14 protein-coding genes are annotated in these 15,501 nt (G+C 67.4%); 10 read left to right on the top strand and 4 right to left on the bottom strand.

Annotated elements, in window-relative coordinates; translation table 11 throughout:
- Positions 1 to 89: 89 nt before the first annotated feature.
- A complete protein-coding gene (locus tag ABE522_RS00220) occupies positions 90 to 2,147 on the bottom strand; it encodes a putative bifunctional diguanylate cyclase/phosphodiesterase (RefSeq protein ID WP_346589746.1) in 2,058 nt (685 codons plus the stop codon).
- Between the two features lie 177 nt (positions 2,148 to 2,324).
- Here ABE522_RS00220 and radA point away from each other — a divergent pair, with 177 nt between their 5' ends.
- Positions 2,325 to 3,707 carry a DNA repair protein RadA gene (radA, locus tag ABE522_RS00215; protein WP_346589745.1) on the top strand — a complete coding sequence of 461 codons (1,383 nt, stop codon included), beginning with the start codon at positions 2,325 to 2,327 and terminating at the stop codon, positions 3,705 to 3,707.
- Between the two features lie 145 nt (positions 3,708 to 3,852).
- Here the strand turns inward: radA and ABE522_RS00210 are convergent, their stop codons facing one another.
- Entirely contained in the window at positions 3,853 to 4,650 is a 798-nt protein-coding gene (locus ABE522_RS00210; protein WP_346589744.1) for a cytochrome C assembly family protein, read from the bottom strand.
- Positions 4,651 to 4,770: 120 nt separating this feature from the next.
- On the opposite strand from ABE522_RS00210, the gene ffh reads away from it, so the two are divergent.
- The 8 genes from ffh to ABE522_RS00170 all read left to right on the top strand — a co-directional run bounded on the left by ffh (position 4,771) and on the right by ABE522_RS00170 (position 10,774).
- Positions 4,771 to 6,147, top strand: a complete 1,377-nt coding sequence (gene ffh, locus ABE522_RS00205; protein WP_101100245.1) for a signal recognition particle protein — start codon at positions 4,771 to 4,773, stop codon at positions 6,145 to 6,147.
- A gap of 43 nt (positions 6,148 to 6,190) precedes the next feature.
- The gene (locus tag ABE522_RS00200) at positions 6,191 to 7,264 is read left to right on the top strand and encodes an NAD(P)H-dependent flavin oxidoreductase (RefSeq protein WP_346589742.1); all 1,074 of its coding nucleotides are present in this window, start codon (positions 6,191 to 6,193) and stop codon (positions 7,262 to 7,264) included.
- The gene (locus ABE522_RS00195) at positions 7,261 to 8,064 is read left to right on the top strand and encodes an aminotransferase class IV (protein ID WP_406846272.1); all 804 of its coding nucleotides are present in this window, start codon (positions 7,261 to 7,263) and stop codon (positions 8,062 to 8,064) included. Before ABE522_RS00200 ends, ABE522_RS00195 begins: the two co-directional genes overlap by 4 nt.
- 102 nt (positions 8,065 to 8,166) lie before the next feature.
- A complete protein-coding gene (gene rpsP / locus ABE522_RS00190; protein ID WP_042612633.1) occupies positions 8,167 to 8,427 on the top strand; it encodes a 30S ribosomal protein S16 in 261 nt (86 codons plus the stop codon).
- A 43-nt stretch (positions 8,428 to 8,470) separates the two neighbouring features.
- Positions 8,471 to 8,983, top strand: coding sequence for a ribosome maturation factor RimM (gene rimM / locus ABE522_RS00185; protein ID WP_346589740.1), 513 nt, complete (start codon positions 8,471 to 8,473; stop codon positions 8,981 to 8,983).
- The gene (trmD, locus tag ABE522_RS00180; protein ID WP_346589738.1) at positions 8,983 to 9,741 is read left to right on the top strand and encodes a tRNA (guanosine(37)-N1)-methyltransferase TrmD; all 759 of its coding nucleotides are present in this window, start codon (positions 8,983 to 8,985) and stop codon (positions 9,739 to 9,741) included. Before rimM ends, trmD begins: the two co-directional genes overlap by 1 nt.
- A gap of 156 nt (positions 9,742 to 9,897) precedes the next feature.
- Positions 9,898 to 10,305, top strand: coding sequence for a 50S ribosomal protein L19 (gene rplS / locus ABE522_RS00175; RefSeq protein ID WP_101100249.1), 408 nt, complete (start codon positions 9,898 to 9,900; stop codon positions 10,303 to 10,305).
- An 88-nt stretch (positions 10,306 to 10,393) separates the two neighbouring features.
- Positions 10,394 to 10,774 (top strand): DUF6404 family protein, encoded by a 381-nt coding sequence (locus ABE522_RS00170; protein WP_346589737.1) that lies wholly within the window; start codon positions 10,394 to 10,396, stop codon positions 10,772 to 10,774.
- A 228-nt stretch (positions 10,775 to 11,002) separates the two neighbouring features.
- Here ABE522_RS00170 and ABE522_RS00165 read toward each other — a convergent pair whose 3' ends face one another.
- On the bottom strand, positions 11,003 to 12,490 hold the full coding sequence (locus ABE522_RS00165; RefSeq protein WP_346589736.1) for an MATE family efflux transporter: 1,488 nt from the start codon (positions 12,488 to 12,490) through the stop codon (positions 11,003 to 11,005).
- Positions 12,491 to 12,668: 178 nt separating this feature from the next.
- Here ABE522_RS00165 and ABE522_RS00160 point away from each other — a divergent pair, with 178 nt between their 5' ends.
- Positions 12,669 to 13,076, top strand: a complete 408-nt coding sequence (locus tag ABE522_RS00160) for an RNA-binding S4 domain-containing protein (protein ID WP_346589734.1) — start codon at positions 12,669 to 12,671, stop codon at positions 13,074 to 13,076.
- Positions 13,077 to 13,208: 132 nt separating this feature from the next.
- Here the strand turns inward: ABE522_RS00160 and katG are convergent, their stop codons facing one another.
- The gene (gene katG, locus ABE522_RS00155; protein ID WP_346589733.1) at positions 13,209 to 15,446 is read right to left on the bottom strand and encodes a catalase/peroxidase HPI; all 2,238 of its coding nucleotides are present in this window, start codon (positions 15,444 to 15,446) and stop codon (positions 13,209 to 13,211) included.
- Positions 15,447 to 15,501: the final 55 nt, after the last annotated feature.

Here is a 15,501-nt window from a genome sequence, read left to right as displayed (position 1 = left end):
CAACGGTCGTCACCCACCGAGGGCGGTCGTCACCCACCGAGGGCGGTCGTCACCCACCGAGGGCGGACGTCACCCACCGACCGCGGTCGTCAGGCGACCTTGCGCAGGAACTCGTCCGGGGCCATCGGGCGGCCCAGGTGGTAGCCCTGCAGCTGGTCGCAGCCCAGGCTGCTGAGGTAGTCGCGCTGGCCGGCGGTTTCCACGCCCTCGGCCACGATGTTGAACTGCAGCGAACGGCCCAGTGCGACGATCGAGGACACGATGGCGGCATCCTCGGCGTTGTCTTCCAGGTCGCGCACGAAGGCGCGGTCGATCTTCAGCTCGGTGGCCGGCATGCGCTTGAGGTACAGCAGGCTGGAGTAGCCGGTGCCGAAGTCATCGATCGAAATCCGCACGCCCAGTGCGGTCAGCGCGTTGAGGATCTGCAGGCTGGTTTCCACGTTCTTCATCGCCGTGGTTTCGGTGATCTCCAGCGTCAGCCGGCTGGCCTCCAGACCATGCCGTTCCAGCGTTTCCTTTACCGTTTCCACCAGGCCGGCCGCGGCGAACTGCAGCGGCGACAGGTTCACCGCCATCGTCCAGTGCGGATTGCCGGCGTCATGCCACGCCCGCAGCTGCGCGCAGGCCTGGTCCAGTACCCAGTCGCCAATCGGCAGGATCAAGCCGCTGCGCTCGGCGATCGGGATGAAGATGTCCGGCGCCAGCATGCCCAGTTCCGGGTGCTGCCAGCGCAGCAGCGCTTCAGCGCCCACCGCGGGCGTGCCGGCAGCGACGAACTTGGGCTGGTAGTGCAGCAGCAGCTCGCCACGTTCGGTGGCCTTGCGCAGGTCCTGCAACAGGCGCAGCTGGCGATTGGCGCTGACCTGCATGGACGGGGTAAAGAAGGTGTAGCCATTCCGCCCTTCCTGCTTGGTGTGGTACATCGCTGCATCGGCGTTGGCCATCAGCTCGCGTTCGTCGGCCGCATCTTCCGGATACAGCGCAATACCCAGGCTGGCGGTGACCTGCAGTTCGGCCGCCTCGATCAGGAAGGGCTCGGCCACGGCGGCGATGATGCGCTCGGCCACCACCACCGCATCGTCGGGTTCGTCGATGGCCAACACGATCACGAACTCATCGCCACCCAGGCGCGCCAGGGTGTCCTGCGGGCGCAGCAGGGAGCCGATGCGCTGGCTCACTTTCACCAGCAGGCGGTCACCGAGCTGGTGGCCGTAGGCATCGTTGACGGTCTTGAAGCCGTCCAGGTCGCAGAACATCACCGCCACGGCGTGGTTGCGCCGGCGTGCTTTTTCGATCGCCTGCTCGATGCGATCCTGCAGCAGCGAACGGTTCGGCAGCTGGGTCAGCGGATCGTGCAGCGCAGCCTGCAGCAGCTTGTCATTGGCGCGTTCCAGCGACTCGGCCAGCAGGCCGGTGCGTTCGCGCATCTGGCGGTCGAACAGGGAGGCCACCAGCGCGATGCCGATGGTGCCCAGCGTGGTGACGATGACCAGCACCGCCAGCCATTGCGCATCGATGCCACCGTCGATCACCGCCCCGCACAGGCTGTCCAGCGGGAAGCGGGCGGCGGCCATGCCGGTGTAGTGCATGCCCACGATGGCCAGGCCCATCACCAGCGATGCGGCGCCGCGCAGGCGGCGGGTGTTGCGGCCTTCGATGCGCAGGCGGAAGGCGATCCACAGCGCTGCGCCGGCGGCGCCGATGGCAATCAGAATCGAGGCGATGAACCACAGCGGGTCGTAATCGATCCCCGGTTGCATGCGCATCGCGGCCATGCCCAGGTAATGCATCGCGGCGATGCCCAGGCCCATCAGCAGCGCACCGGCGAACAGGCGGCGGGTGGGCAGCTGCGGACGCGAGACCAGCCACAGCGCATACGCCGAGGCGCCTACCGATACCGCCAGCGAGTACACGGTGATGGCCAGGTCGTAGCCGATCGGGATCGGCAGCTTGAAGGCCAGCATGCCGATGAAGTGCATGGACCAGATGCCCAGGCCCATCGCCGCGGCGCCGCCGGCCAGCCACCAGCGCGCCACGCGCCCTTGCGCGGTGGCCAGTCGGCCTGCCATGTCCAGTGCCGTGTAGGAGGCCAGTACGGCCACCAACAACGAGAAAAAGACGAGGCTCTGGCTGTAGCTGCCAGTCATGGGAGGTCCTTGGAATGGGGGAGGGCGCGCAGGGCGGCGCACATGGTAGCGGCCGGCCTGCCCTGAACCTGAGTGGAGCATCACGCATGGCCGGGGGACCCCTGCCGGAATGGCGCGTCGCAGCGGTTGCGACGGGGCTCGGCTATGCTCGCCCTCCAACGCGCAACCGGAATGATCATGGCCAAGAGCCGCACCGCCTACGTCTGCAGCGAATGTGGCGCCGACTACAGCAAATGGCAGGGCCAGTGCACTGAATGCAAGGCCTGGGACACGCTGTCGGAAATCGTCGTGGAAAGCGCGGCGGCGGCCGGTGCGCCGGCCTCCCGTCGCAGCGGCTGGGCCGGCAAGATCGATCCGCCCAAGGTCACCGCCCTGAAGGACGTGGCGCAGGCCGACCACATCCGTGTCACCACCCGCATCGGCGAGTTCGATCGTGTGCTCGGTGGTGGCCTGGTGGAGGGCGCGGTGGTGCTGGTCGGCGGTGACCCGGGCATCGGCAAGTCGACCCTGCTGCTGCAGGCGGTGGCTCTCATGGCCGCCGAACTGCCGGTGCTGTACGTCACCGGCGAGGAATCGCTGGCCCAGGTGGCTGGCCGCGCGCACCGGCTGGAGCTACCGCTGGAGGGCGTCAACGCGCTGGCCGAAACCTGCGTGGAAACCATCCTGCAGCACGCCGGCAAGGCCAAGCCGCGGCTGATCGTGGCTGACTCCATCCAGACCCTGTGGACCGAATCGCTGACCGCTGCGCCCGGGTCGGTCAGCCAGGTCCGTGAAAGCGCCGCGCGGTTGGTGCGCTTCGCCAAGGAGACCGGCACCGCCGTGTTCCTGGTCGGCCATGTGACCAAGGAAGGCGGTATCGCCGGCCCTCGCGTGCTGGAGCACATGGTCGACGCGGTGCTGTATTTCGAAGGCGAAAGCGGCAGCCGTTTCCGCCTGCTTCGCGCGTTCAAGAACCGCTTCGGTGCGGTCAACGAACTGGGCGTCTTCGCGATGGGCGACAAGGGCCTGAAGGAAGTCTCCAATCCCTCGGCGATCTTCCTGTCCGGCGGCAGCACGCGGCAGCCGGGCTCCTGCGTGATGGTCACCCGCGAGGGCACGCGGCCGTTGCTGGTGGAAGTGCAGGCGCTGGTGGATGCCTCGCCGCTGTCCAATCCACGCCGCGTGGCGGTGGGCCTGGAACAGAACCGGCTGGCGATGCTGCTGGCGGTGCTGCATCGCCACGGCGGCGTGCTGGTCGGCGACCAGGACGTGTTCGTCAACGTGGTCGGCGGCATCCGCGTGCAGGAAACCGCGGCCGACCTGCCGGTGCTGCTGGCGGTGCTGTCCTCGCTGCAGGACCGCGCCCTGGCGGAGAAGACCATTGCCTTCGGGGAAGTGGGCCTGTCCGGCGAAATCCGCCCGGTACCGAACGGCGAAGACCGCCTGCGCGAAGCGGCTACCCATGGTTTCAAGCGCGCCATCGTGCCCAAGGCCAACGCGCCCAAAGGCGGCACGGTGAAGGGCATGGAAGTGATCGCGGTGGAGCGCCTGTCCGAAGCGCTGGAAGCGGCTGGCGCGTAACCTGCCGGCACGGCGTTACCGGCCCTGTAATGCGATGGGCCGGGTGCGCGCGCAGGCTTGCTGGTGAACAGCCCCCTTGTTGTTCAAGGGGGCGCGCCAACGGCGCGGGGATAAGGTGGAATGCGTGGGCATACGACCCGATGCTTCACCGGGTCGTATGCCCGAAGACCAGTTCGATCACGAACTGGCTGCCGAAGAACGCCAGCAACAGCAGCAGCATCGCGCTCAGGGTCCAGTGCACGGCCTTCAGGCCGCGCCAGCCGTAACGGCGGCGGCCGATCAGCAGCACCCCGAACACGATCCACGACAGCACGCTGAGCACGGTCTTGTGCACCAGCTTCTGCGCCAGCAGGTCATCGACGAACAGCACGCCGGTGACCAGGGTCAGGGTCAGCAGGAAGAAGCCGACGGTGATCACCCGGAACAGCAGTGATTCCAGGTCCGCCAGCGGTGGCAGGGCGCGCAGCCAGGGGCGGAATTCGCGGCGGCGCAGGGCGCGTTCCTGCAGCCACTGCATGATCGCCAGCAGCGCGGCGATGCTCAGCGTGGCGTAGGACAGCAGTGCCAGCCAGGCGTGGGTGGCCAGCCGCCAGCCCAGTTCCTTGCTCGGCTCATGCCCATAACCGTGGTAGGCGCCCAGCAGCACCGCCGCCAGCGGAAACACCACCACGCCGAGTGCCGCCATGCGACCGCGCGCGCCGACCAGCGAGGTCAGCCCGGCCATGCCCAGGCCGACCAGCGACAGCGCGGCGAAGAAGTGCATGTCCGGCCCGCCGGCACTCTGCAGTGCCACCTGCACGTGGTAGCCGGCGTGCAGCAGCATCGCCGGCACCGCAGCGGCCAGCCAACCGCGGCCCGGGCGGGGCGTATCGCTGCCGACCGCGCGCACCAGCGCGGCGGTGGCGGTCAGGTAGAGCAGGGCTGCGATGAGAACGATTGTCATCGTGGAAGTTTCGCACACCCCCAACGCAGTGGCGACGGCCCATCGCGCGCGCCCGGGTCGCCGGGGCGACCGGCTATACTGTCTGCCTCATTGTCCCCCGTTCCAGACAGGTTGCATCGCATGTTCGAGTCCCTGACCCAGCGCCTTTCCGGCACCATCGAGCGCCTGCGCGGCCGTGGCCGCCTGACCGAGGAAAACATCCGCGACGCCACCCGCGAAGTGCGCATCGCGCTGCTGGAAGCCGACGTCGCCCTGCCGGTGGTGCAGGCGCTGATCGAACGCATCAAGGAGCGCGCGGTCGGCCAGGAAGTGCTGAAGTCGCTGACCCCGGGCCAGGCCCTGATCAAGGTCGTCCGCGACGAGCTGACCAACGTGATGGGCGCTGAAGCCAGCGACCTGAACCTCAACGTGCCGGCACCGGCGATCATCCTGATGGCCGGCCTGCAGGGTGCGGGCAAGACCACCACGGTGGGCAAGCTGGCCAAGCACCTGAAGGAAAAGCGCAAGAAGAAGGTGATGGTGGTGTCGGCCGACGTCTACCGTCCGGCCGCGATCGAGCAGCTGAAGACCCTGGCCGAACAGGTGGGCGTGCTGTTCTTCGCCTCCAGCGCCGACCAGAAGCCGGAAGCCATCGTGCGCGCGGCGATCGATGACGCACGCAGGTCCTTCGTGGACGTGCTGATCGTCGATACCGCCGGCCGCCTGGCCATCGACGAAGCGATGATGGCCGAGATCAAGGCCCTGCACGCGGCGGTCAATCCGGCCGAAACGCTGTTCGTGGTCGATGCGATGACCGGCCAGGACGCGGCCAACACCGCCAAGGCCTTCGGCGATGCGTTGCCGCTGACCGGCGTGGTGTTGACCAAGACCGACGGTGATGCCCGTGGTGGTGCCGCGCTGAGCGTGCGTTACATCACCGGCAAGCCGATCAAGTTCGTCGGCGTCAGTGAAAAGCCGGACGGCCTGGATGTGTTCCACCCGGACCGTATCGCCAGCCGCATCCTGGACATGGGCGACGTGCTGTCGCTGGTGGAGCAGGTCGAGCAGCAGGTCGACAAGGACAAGGCGCAGAAGCTGGCCGAGAAGGTCGCCAAGGGCAAGAAGTTCGACCTGAACGACATGCGCGACCAGCTCGAGCAGATGCAGAACATGGGCGGCATCGGCGGGCTGATGGACAAGCTGCCGGGCCTGGGGCAGATCCCCGAACACCTCAAGGCGCAGGTCAGCCAGGGCAAGGAAGTGCCGCGCATGATCGCCATCATCAGCTCGATGACCAAGAAGGAACGGCGTAATCCGGGCCTGCTCAACGGTTCGCGTCGTGCCCGCATCGCGCGCGGTTCGGGCACCCAGCCGGCCGACGTCAACAAGCTGATGAAGCAGTACATGCAGATGGAAAAGATGATGAGCAAGATGGCCGGCGGCGGCATGAAGGGCATGATGCGCAGCATGAAGGGCATGATGGGCGCCATGGGCGGCCGCGGCCTGCCGTTCCGCTGATGCCGGATTGCCCCGCACGGACTCATCAAAAGAGGCTCGATGCATGCGTGATGATGGAATTGCTGGCCGGGTAGAACGCTTCTGCCAGCGCTTCAACCTGCAGATGCCGATCCTGCTGGCGCCGATGGCCGGCGCCTGTCCGGTGCCGCTGTCGGCGGCATTGGCAACCGCCGGCAGCATGGGCGCGATGGGCGCGGTGCTTTCGCCTGCGGCCGATATCGGCCGCTGGATGGATGACTTCCGTCGCCGCAGCAGCGGCCCGGCGCAGGTGAATCTGTGGATCCCCGATGCGCCTGCGCTGCGCGATGCGCAGGCCGAAGCGGCAACCCGCGCGCTGCTGGCGCAATGGGGACCCGAGGTGCCGGCCAGCGCCGGCGACGCCGGTCCGGCCGACTTCAACGATCAGTTCACCGCCGTACTCGCCGCACGGCCGGCCGTGCTGTCCACCATCATGGGCGTGCTCGACGACCGCCAGGTGCAACGGTTGAAGCACGCCGGCATTGCCTGGATCGCCTGTGCGACCACCCTGGCCGAAGCGCGTGCCGCGCAGGCCGCCGGTGCCGATGCGGTGGTGGCGCAGGGCTTCGAAGCCGGCGGACACCGTGGTGCGTTTGACCCGGCCCAGGCCGAGCGCCAGCTGGTGGGCCTGTTCTCGCTGTTGCCGCGCCTGGTCGACCATCTGGACATCCCGGTGATTGCCGCAGGCGGCATCGCCGACGGCCGTGGCATCGCCGCCGCACTCACGCTGGGCGCCAGTGCGGTGCAGATCGGCACCGCGTTCCTGCGCACCCCGGAGGCGGCGATCGCGTCGGCATGGGCCGATGCGCTGGCGACCAGTGAACCGGAAGACACCTGGCCCACCCGTGCCTTCAGTGGCCGGCTGGGACGCGGGTTGGCCACCGATTACGTACGTGCGGCCGCCGAAGTCGATGCGCCGCCGCCGCGACCCTATCCGGTGCAGCGCGGGCTGACTGCGGCGATGCGTGCGCAGGCGACACGCGACAACGCCTTGGCTTCGATGCAGGCCTGGGCGGGGCAGTCGGCGTGGATGGCGCGTGCCGAACCGGCCGCTGGCCTGCTGCAGCGCTGGTGGCAGGACGCGCAGGCGCGCCTGTGAGCGCGACGGGCAGCAGCGCGCTGTTCTGCAATGGCCAACCGGCCGATGCGGCGACATTGGGCGCGGCGTTGGTGAATTATGGCCACTTCACTTCGCTGCAGGTACGCGGCCATGCAGTGCAGGGGCTGGACCTGCACCTGCAGCGCCTGGCGCATGCAACGCAGGCGCTGTTCGGCAGCGTGCTCGATGAGCGCCAGGTGCAGCGATGGATGGCGCAGGCGCTGCAGGATGCCGGGGTGGTCGATGCATCGCTGCGGGTGACGGTGTTTTCCCGTGCCTTCGATTTCCGCGATCCGTTGTCCGTGGTGCCGGTGGACGTGCTGGTGGCCGTGTCCGCGCCGGTGCGGCTGAGCGCTTCGCGCGCGGTGTGCAGCGTGCGCTATCAGCGCGAACTGGCGGGGTTCAAGCACGTGGGGACGTTCGGCCTGTTCCAGCAGCGGCGCGAGGCGATGGCCGCCGGCTTCGACGACGCGCTGTTCCTGACCGCGGAGGGTCTGGTCAGCGAAGGCAGCACCTGGAACCTGGCCCTGCACGATGGGCAGCAGCTGGTATGGCCGCAGGCCGCGGCGCTGCGCGGCACCGCCGAGGCGCTGCTGCGGCAGCATTGGGACGGGCCGCAGGGGGTGAGGGCGGTCGCCGCGGCGGAGCTGGACGGAATCCAGGCGGCGTTTGCCTGCAACGCCAGCGGGATCTGGCCGCTGGGGGCCATTGACGGCCGCGCGCTGGCCGGATCGGAGGTGCTGGCAGCACAGGGCAGGGCGGTGATGGCTGCGGTGCCATGGCAGCCGTTGCAGGCGTGAAGGCCGCAAACCCAGGCTGGGGTTGGCTTGGGCCGAACCTGCCGCTATAATCGTCGGCTTACCGCGCCATCCTGGCGACTGGGTTACATAGGAAAATACACCATGGTCAAGATTCGACTGACCCGCGGCGGCGCCAAGAAGCGTCCGTTCTACCACATCATCGTGACCGACGTCCGTAGCGCCCGCGACGGCCGCAACATCGAGCGCGTCGGTTTCTACAACCCGGTTGCACAGGGTGGCGAGAAGCGCATCGAGCTGGACCTGGCCCGCGTTGACCATTGGGTCAAGAACGGCGCCCAGCCGACCGACAAGGTCCGCAACCTGATCAAGGAAGCGTCCAAGTCCCAGGCCGCTGCGGCCTGATCTTGAAGGGCCGCGCCCGTCGCGGCCCATCTGGCATACGCAGATGAAAGATATCGAGCGCCGGATCCTGCTGGGCAGGGTTGCCGGCGCTTTTGGTGTGCGCGGCGAACTCAAGCTCGAGTCCTGGACCGAGCCGCGTTCTGCCATCTTCAATTACCAGCCGTGGATCGTGGTCAGCCCCTCGGGGCAGGAATCCACGCTTTCCGGCGTCCGCGGTCGCGATACCGGCAAGCACCTGATCGCCCGGTTCCCCGACGTGGATGACCGTGACGTGGTCGAGGCCATGCGCGGTACCGAGGTCTACGTGGCACGCAGCTCGCTGCCGCCGCCGAAGCCGGACGAGTACTACTGGGTCGACCTGGAAGGCCTGGACGTCAAGACCATCGACGGGGTATCGCTGGGTCAGGTGTCGCACCTGTTCTCCACCGGTTCCAACGACGTGCTGGTCACCCGCGGCGACCGTGAGCGGATGATCCCGTTCGTGCAGCCGGAGTTCGTCAAATCCGTGGACTTCGATGCCAACCTGGTCATCGTCGACTGGGATCCGGACTTCTGATGCGCTTTGACGTCATCACCCTGTTCCCGGAATTCCTTGCCCAGTCCGCCGGACTGGGCGTGGTCGGCCGGGCGCAGGAAAAAGCGTTGTTCAGCCTGCACGGCTGGAATCCGCGTGATTACGCCGAAGGCAACTACCGCCGCGTGGACGACCGCCCGTTCGGCGGTGGGCCGGGCATGGTGATGCTGATCGAACCGCTGCAGGCCTGCCTGTCTGCGGTGCGCGCGGCAGACCCGACCCCGGCGCCGGTGATCTACCTGAGTCCGCAGGGACGCCCGTTGACCCAGGCCAAGGTGCGCGAACTGGCGGCATTGCCGCGCATGATCCTGCTCTGCGGCCGGTACGAGGGGATCGACGAACGGTTCCTGGCCAGTGCGGTCGACGAGGAGATTTCCCTCGGCGATTACGTGCTGTCCGGCGGCGAACTGGGGGCGGCGGTGATCATCGACGCCGTGGCCAGGTTGCAGGAGGGCGCGTTGAATGACGCGCAATCCGCCGCCCAGGACAGCTTCGAAGGGGAACTGGGGCTGCTCGATTGCCCGCATTTCAGCCAGCCGGCCCAGCATCCGCTGGGTGACGTCCCGGATGTGCTGCGCTCGGGCAACCATGCCGCCATCGCTGCCTGGCGCAGGCAGCAGTCGCTGCTGCGGACCTGGCAACGGCGGCCCGAATTACTGGACGAGTCCACGTTGAACAAGGCTGATCGCAAGCTGCTGGCACAGGGCCGGGACGGATTGGAAAGCGACAACACCCCCTAGCAAGGACGGCCCGTATTGGGCTATGATTGCGAATTACCATCGCCCGTACTGGTCGATGTGCTCCATACATAACAAACGTGCGGCACAGTCCAGTGACCGCATGAGCCCACGCTGTCGAATGACACGCCCACCCGAACATATGAATCGGTGTAACCCATGAGCAAGCTGAACAAAACCATTCTCGCGGACTTCGAAGCCGCCCAGATCACCCGCGAACTGCCGAAGTTCAGCCAGGGCGACACCATCGTCGTGAACGTGAAGGTGAAGGAAGGCAACCGTGAGCGCGTCCAGGCCTACGAAGGCGTTGTGATCGCGACCAAGAACGGCGGCCTGAACTCGGCCTTCACCGTGCGCAAGATCTCGCACGGCTACGGCGTCGAGCGCGTCTTCCAGACCCACAGCGCCATCATCGACTCGGTCGAAGTGAAGCGTCGTGGTAAGGTCCGCGCCGGCAAGCTGTACTACCTGCGTGGCCTGGAAGGCAAGGCTGCCCGCATCAAGGAAGATCTGGCTGCTGCTGCGCAGGCCAAGGCCGCGCGCCTGGCTGCCAAGGCTGCCCAGTAAGACCTGCCGACAACTCCGGTTGTCGCCGCAACGGCCGCCTTCGGGCGGCCGTTTGCGTTTGGGTCCGGGCAGCGGCTATGTTCCGGGGATGAATACGTCTACTCCCCCGATTTCCGAGCGCTATCCGCCGCCGGTGCGCCGCGCACTGCAGCAACTGGACGCCGCCGGCGTGAAGCGCTCGATGTCCGCGCCGCCGCTGTACCGCCTGTTCTGGCGGCTGGGCTGGGGCATCGCCCCGCCGATTCTCAGCACCTTCGCCACCAACGTGCTGACCACTGGTGCGTGGTTCGGCGTGGGCTGGGGCACGGTGATGTGGCTGATGCTGTGGCGCAGTAGCGGCATGACCGGGCTGGGGATGGTGACCACGGCCGTGCTGGCCGGATTGGCCTTCGGCGTGCTGATGGCGGTGATGCTGCGCTACCAGCGGCAGCGCTTGGGCCTGCCACTGTGGAAAGACATCGCGCCCTGAGGCAAGGTCCGCGACACCCCCGGTAGCGCCGCAGGCAGCGGCAGGAGCCGCTGCCAACGTCGCTTGCGACGGCCTGGAGGGTGCCGGTCAGGACGACCGGCATACCCACGGTCGGCGAGCGCAGCGGGCCTCAGCGGAGAGATTCCGCCGAGCACGGCTCGGCGCTACCGGGCACTGGGTAGCGCCGACCCACGGTCGGCGAGCGCAGCGGACCCTGCGCGGGCGGCCTCAGCGCGGTGGCGTGGCGGGCGACACGGCCGCAGGCGCGGCGATGTCCAACGCGGCATCCGGATCGGCCACCGGCGAAGGCGGACTGGCCGGGACTTCGGCCGGCGTGCCATGCGCGGGGCTGTCCAGCATCCTCGCCTTGCGCCATCCGCCCCAGCGGTAATACGCCAGCGACAGCAGCATCGACACCAGTGAGCTGGCCGGGAAACTCCACCAGATCGCATCCACGCCCAGGTACGGCTGCAGCAGTTCGGCGAAGGGCACCCGCACGCCCCATAGCGACCCGGCCAGGATCAGCAGCGGCGCCAGCACCGCACCGGTGGAGCGCACCACGCCGGAAATCACGAAGCTGACACCGAAGAACAGGAACGACCACACCGCGATGTGGTTGAGGTGCCGGGCCGCCTGCAGCGCCTCGCTGCCATCGGGCAGGAACAGCGCCAGCGTGTAGCGGTCCAGCAGGATCAACGGGGCGATCAGCACGCCGGTCAGCAGGAAATTGAACAGCACGCCCTGCCGCGCGGTGGCGCGCACGCGGCCCCACAGCTGCGCACCGACATTCTGCGCGGCCATCGACGAACACGCCGCACCGATCGCCATCGCCGGCATCTGCACGTAGGTCCACAACTGCAGCGATGCGCCGTAGGCGGCTGCAATATCGGTGCCGTACTGGTTGACCATGGTCATCAGCATGATCATCGACAGCGAGATCAGCACCATCTGCAGGCCCATCGGCACGCCCTTCACCACCAGCGCCTTCAGGATCGGCAGGTCCACTTTGAACAGCGCCATGTCCCTGCGCCCCAGCCACAGCACGTGGCGCTTGTGGCGCATGTACAGCAGCAGCGCAACCAGCGAGAGTGTCTGCGCGATCAACGTGGCCCATGCGGCACCGGCGATGCCCAGCTCCGGCAGCGGCCCGAGGCCGAAGATCAGCAGTGGGTTGAATACGATGTCCAGCGCGACGGAGACCAGCAGGAAGCGGAACGGCGTCCGCGAATCGCCCGCACCGCGCATCGCCGCGCTGAGGAACGCGAACGCGTACAGCGTCGGCATCGCCAGGAAGATCACCTTCAGGTAGGCCTCGGCCAGTGGCAACGACGCGGCGGGTGTGCCCATCGCCGCCAGCAGGGGATGCGCCAGGAACCAGCCGGCCACCGCGATCACCACCGACAAGCCGATGAAGAAGGTCGCGCTGGTGCCCATGACCCGGCGCGCCTGGCCGATGTCCTTGGCGCCCATCGCCTGGCCGATCAGGATGGTCGAGGCCATCCCGATGCCGAACACCGAGCCGATCAGGAAGAACATGATGTTGTTGGCGTTGGCCGTGGCGGTCAGTGCCGCTTCGCCGAGGAACCGCCCGACCCAGACCGCATTCACCGAGCCATTCAGCGACTGCGCGATGTTGCCCGCCAGGATCGGCAGGGAGAACAGCAGCAGGTTGCGCCCGATCGGGCCGGAAGTGAGGTCAAGCGGCGCTTTTGCCATGGGTTGGAGATCGAACGGGCGTGCGCGCACCCTAGCATCTGGCGGGTCTGCGGGATGTGCCGGTGAATCATTCACCGAGGGGCGCAGCAGGCAACCGGGGGAAGCTTGATTGCCGCAGGGAAGGCCGCATGTCCTGAACAGCATCTCCTTGAACGAGCCCGCGGAGCAACCCCTGTCGATGACCGAGCTTTCCCTGCCGCAGCCCAGCGTCCGTCTGGATATCTGGTTGTGGGCGGCACGATTCTTCAAGACCCGGAGCCTGGCCAAACAGGCCGTTGAAACCGGCAAGGTAACCGTAGCTGGCCAGCGGCCGAAGTCCTCGCGCGCGGTGCGGGTCGGCGAGCAGCTGACCATCGAGCGCGGCGAAGAGCACTTCGAAATCGCGGTGGCCGCGTTGAGCGACCAGCGCGGTCCGGCGCCGGTGGCCCAGCAGCTGTATGCGGAAACAGACGCATCCAGGGCACGCCGTGCAGAGCAGCGTGCAGTGCGGATCGCGGCGCGTGATGGCTACAAGGCGCCGGAGCACAAGCCGGACAAGCGGGCGCGAAAGCTGATCCGCGCGTTGGGGGACCTGGACGCGCTTTGAGTGTGGGGTGAAAGGCGGTGACGACCAACGGTCGTCACCCACCAAGACCAGTCACCCACCGGGACCAGTCACCCACCGGGACCAGTCACCCACCCGGGGCGGTCCATGCCGCCCGGGTGAGGGGCTGCGACCTCAGCCGTGCAGGTCGTAGCGGTCCAGCTCCATCACCCGCGTCCAGGCGGCGACGAAGTCCTGCACGAACTTCTTCTGGCCATCGGCACTGGCATACACCTCGGCCACCGCGCGCAGCACCGAGTTCGATCCGAACACCAGGTCCGCACGGCTGGCGGTCCAGCGCGTATCACCGCCGTTGCGGCTGCTGCCTTCGTAGCCATCGCCGGCGGCCTTCCACTGCGTGCCCATGTCCAGCAGGTTGACGAAGAAGTCGTTGCTCAGCGTGCCGACACGATCGGTCAGCACGCCGTCCTTGCCACCGTCCACGTTGGCGCCCAGCACGCGCAGGCCGCCGACCAGTGCGGTCAGTTCCGGTGCGGTCAGGGTCAGCTGCTGGGCCTTGTCGATCAGCAGCGCTTCGGCGGGGACGCTGTAGCGGCCCTTGAGGTAGTTGCGGAAGCCATCGGCCGCCGGTTCCATCACCGCGAAGGACTCCACATCGGTCTGCTCCTGGCTGGCATCGGTGCGGCCGGGAGTGAACGGCACGCTGATGTCATGGCCAGCGGCCTTTGCCGCCTGCTCGATGCCCACGCCACCGGCCAGCACGATCAGGTCAGCCAGTGACACCTGGGCGCCACCGGCACCGTTGAAGTCGGCCTGCACGTTCTCCAGCGCGGCCAGCACCTTGGCCAACTGCTGCGGCTGGTTGACCGCCCAGTCCTTCTGCGGGGCCAGGCGCACGCGTGCCCCATTGGCACCACCGCGCTTGTCACCGCCACGGAAGGTCGATGCCGATGCCCACGCGGTGGACACCAGTTCGGCCACGCCCAGCCCGCTGGCGGCGATCTTCTGCTTCAGCGCGGCCACGTCCCTGGCGTCCACCAGTGGATGCGTGGCTTCGGGCACCGGGTCCTGCCAGATGAAGGTTTCGGCCGGGATTTCCGGCCCCAGGTAACGGGCACGCGGGCCCATGTCGCGATGGGTCAGCTTGAACCAGGCGCGCGCGAAGGCATCGGCGAAGGCCTGCGGATCGGCCAGGAAGCGGCGCGAGATCTTTTCGTAGGCCGGATCGAAACGCAGCGACAGATCGGTGGTCAGCATGGTCGGACGGTGCTTCTTCGATGCATCGTGTGCATCGGGAATCACCGCCTCGGCATCCTTGGCCACCCACTGGTGGGCGCCCGCCGGGCTCTTGGTCAGTTCCCACTCGTGCTTGAACAACAGCTCGAAGAAGTCGTGGCTCCACTGCGCCGGGGTGCGCGTCCAGGTGACTTCCAGGCCGCTGGTGATGGTGTCCCCGCCCTTGCCGCTGCCGAAGCGGTTGCTCCAGCCCAGGCCCTGGCGTTCCAGTCCATCGGCCTCCGGTTCCGGACCGACGTTGTCGGCCGGGCCTGCACCGTGGGTCTTGCCGAAGCTGTGGCCACCGGCGATCAGCGCGACGGTTTCCTCGTCGTCCATCGCCATGCGGCCGAAGGTATCGCGGATGTCGAAGGCAGCCAGCAGCGGATCGGGATTTCCGTCCGGGCCTTCCGGGTTTACGTAGATCAGGCCCATCTGCACGGCGGCCAGCGGGTTTTCCAGCTTGCGCGAATGCACGTCGCCGTCGGCATCGTCATCGGATACCAGCACGCCGCCGGCCTTCTCCACGCCTTCCGAACCATGCTTGTAGCGCTCGTCGCCGCCGAGCCAGGTGGTCTCGCGACCCCAGTACACGTCCTGGTCCGGTTCCCAGGTATCCGGGCGACCGCCGGCAAAGCCGAGCGTCTTGAAGCCCATCGATTCCAGCGCGACATTGCCGGTGAGGATCAGCAGGTCCGACCAGGAAACAGCCTGCCCGTACTTCTGTTTGATCGGCCACAACAGGCGTCGTGCCTTGTCCAGGCTGACGTTGTCCGGCCAGCTGTTGAGCGGGGCGAAGCGCTGCTGTCCACGGCCACCACCGCCGCGACCATCGCCGATGCGATAGGTGCCCGCGCTGTGCCAGGCCATGCGCACGAACAGGCCACCGTAGTGCCCGAAGTCGGCCGGCCACCAGTCCTGCGAATCGGTCATCAACGCTTTCAGGTCATTCTTCAGCGCCTGGTAGTCCAGGCCCTTGAACGCGGTGGCGTAGTCGAACTGCGGATCCAGCGGATTGGAGCGCGAGGAATGCTGGTTGAGCAGGTCCACGCGCAGTTGCTTGGGCCACCAGTCCCGGTTGGTGGTGCCTTCACCGGTGACGGCGTGGTTGAACGGGCACTTCGCTTCGCTATTCATGGGTCTCTACCTGTGTACTGGCGAATGTTTATAGGGAACGTAAATCGATGTCCCA

Source organism: Stenotrophomonas lacuserhaii (genome assembly GCF_039674585.1).
GTDB classification, from domain to species: Bacteria; Pseudomonadota; Gammaproteobacteria; order Xanthomonadales; family Xanthomonadaceae; genus Stenotrophomonas; species Stenotrophomonas pennii_A.
This window is presented reverse-complemented; position numbering and strand designations above follow the sequence as displayed.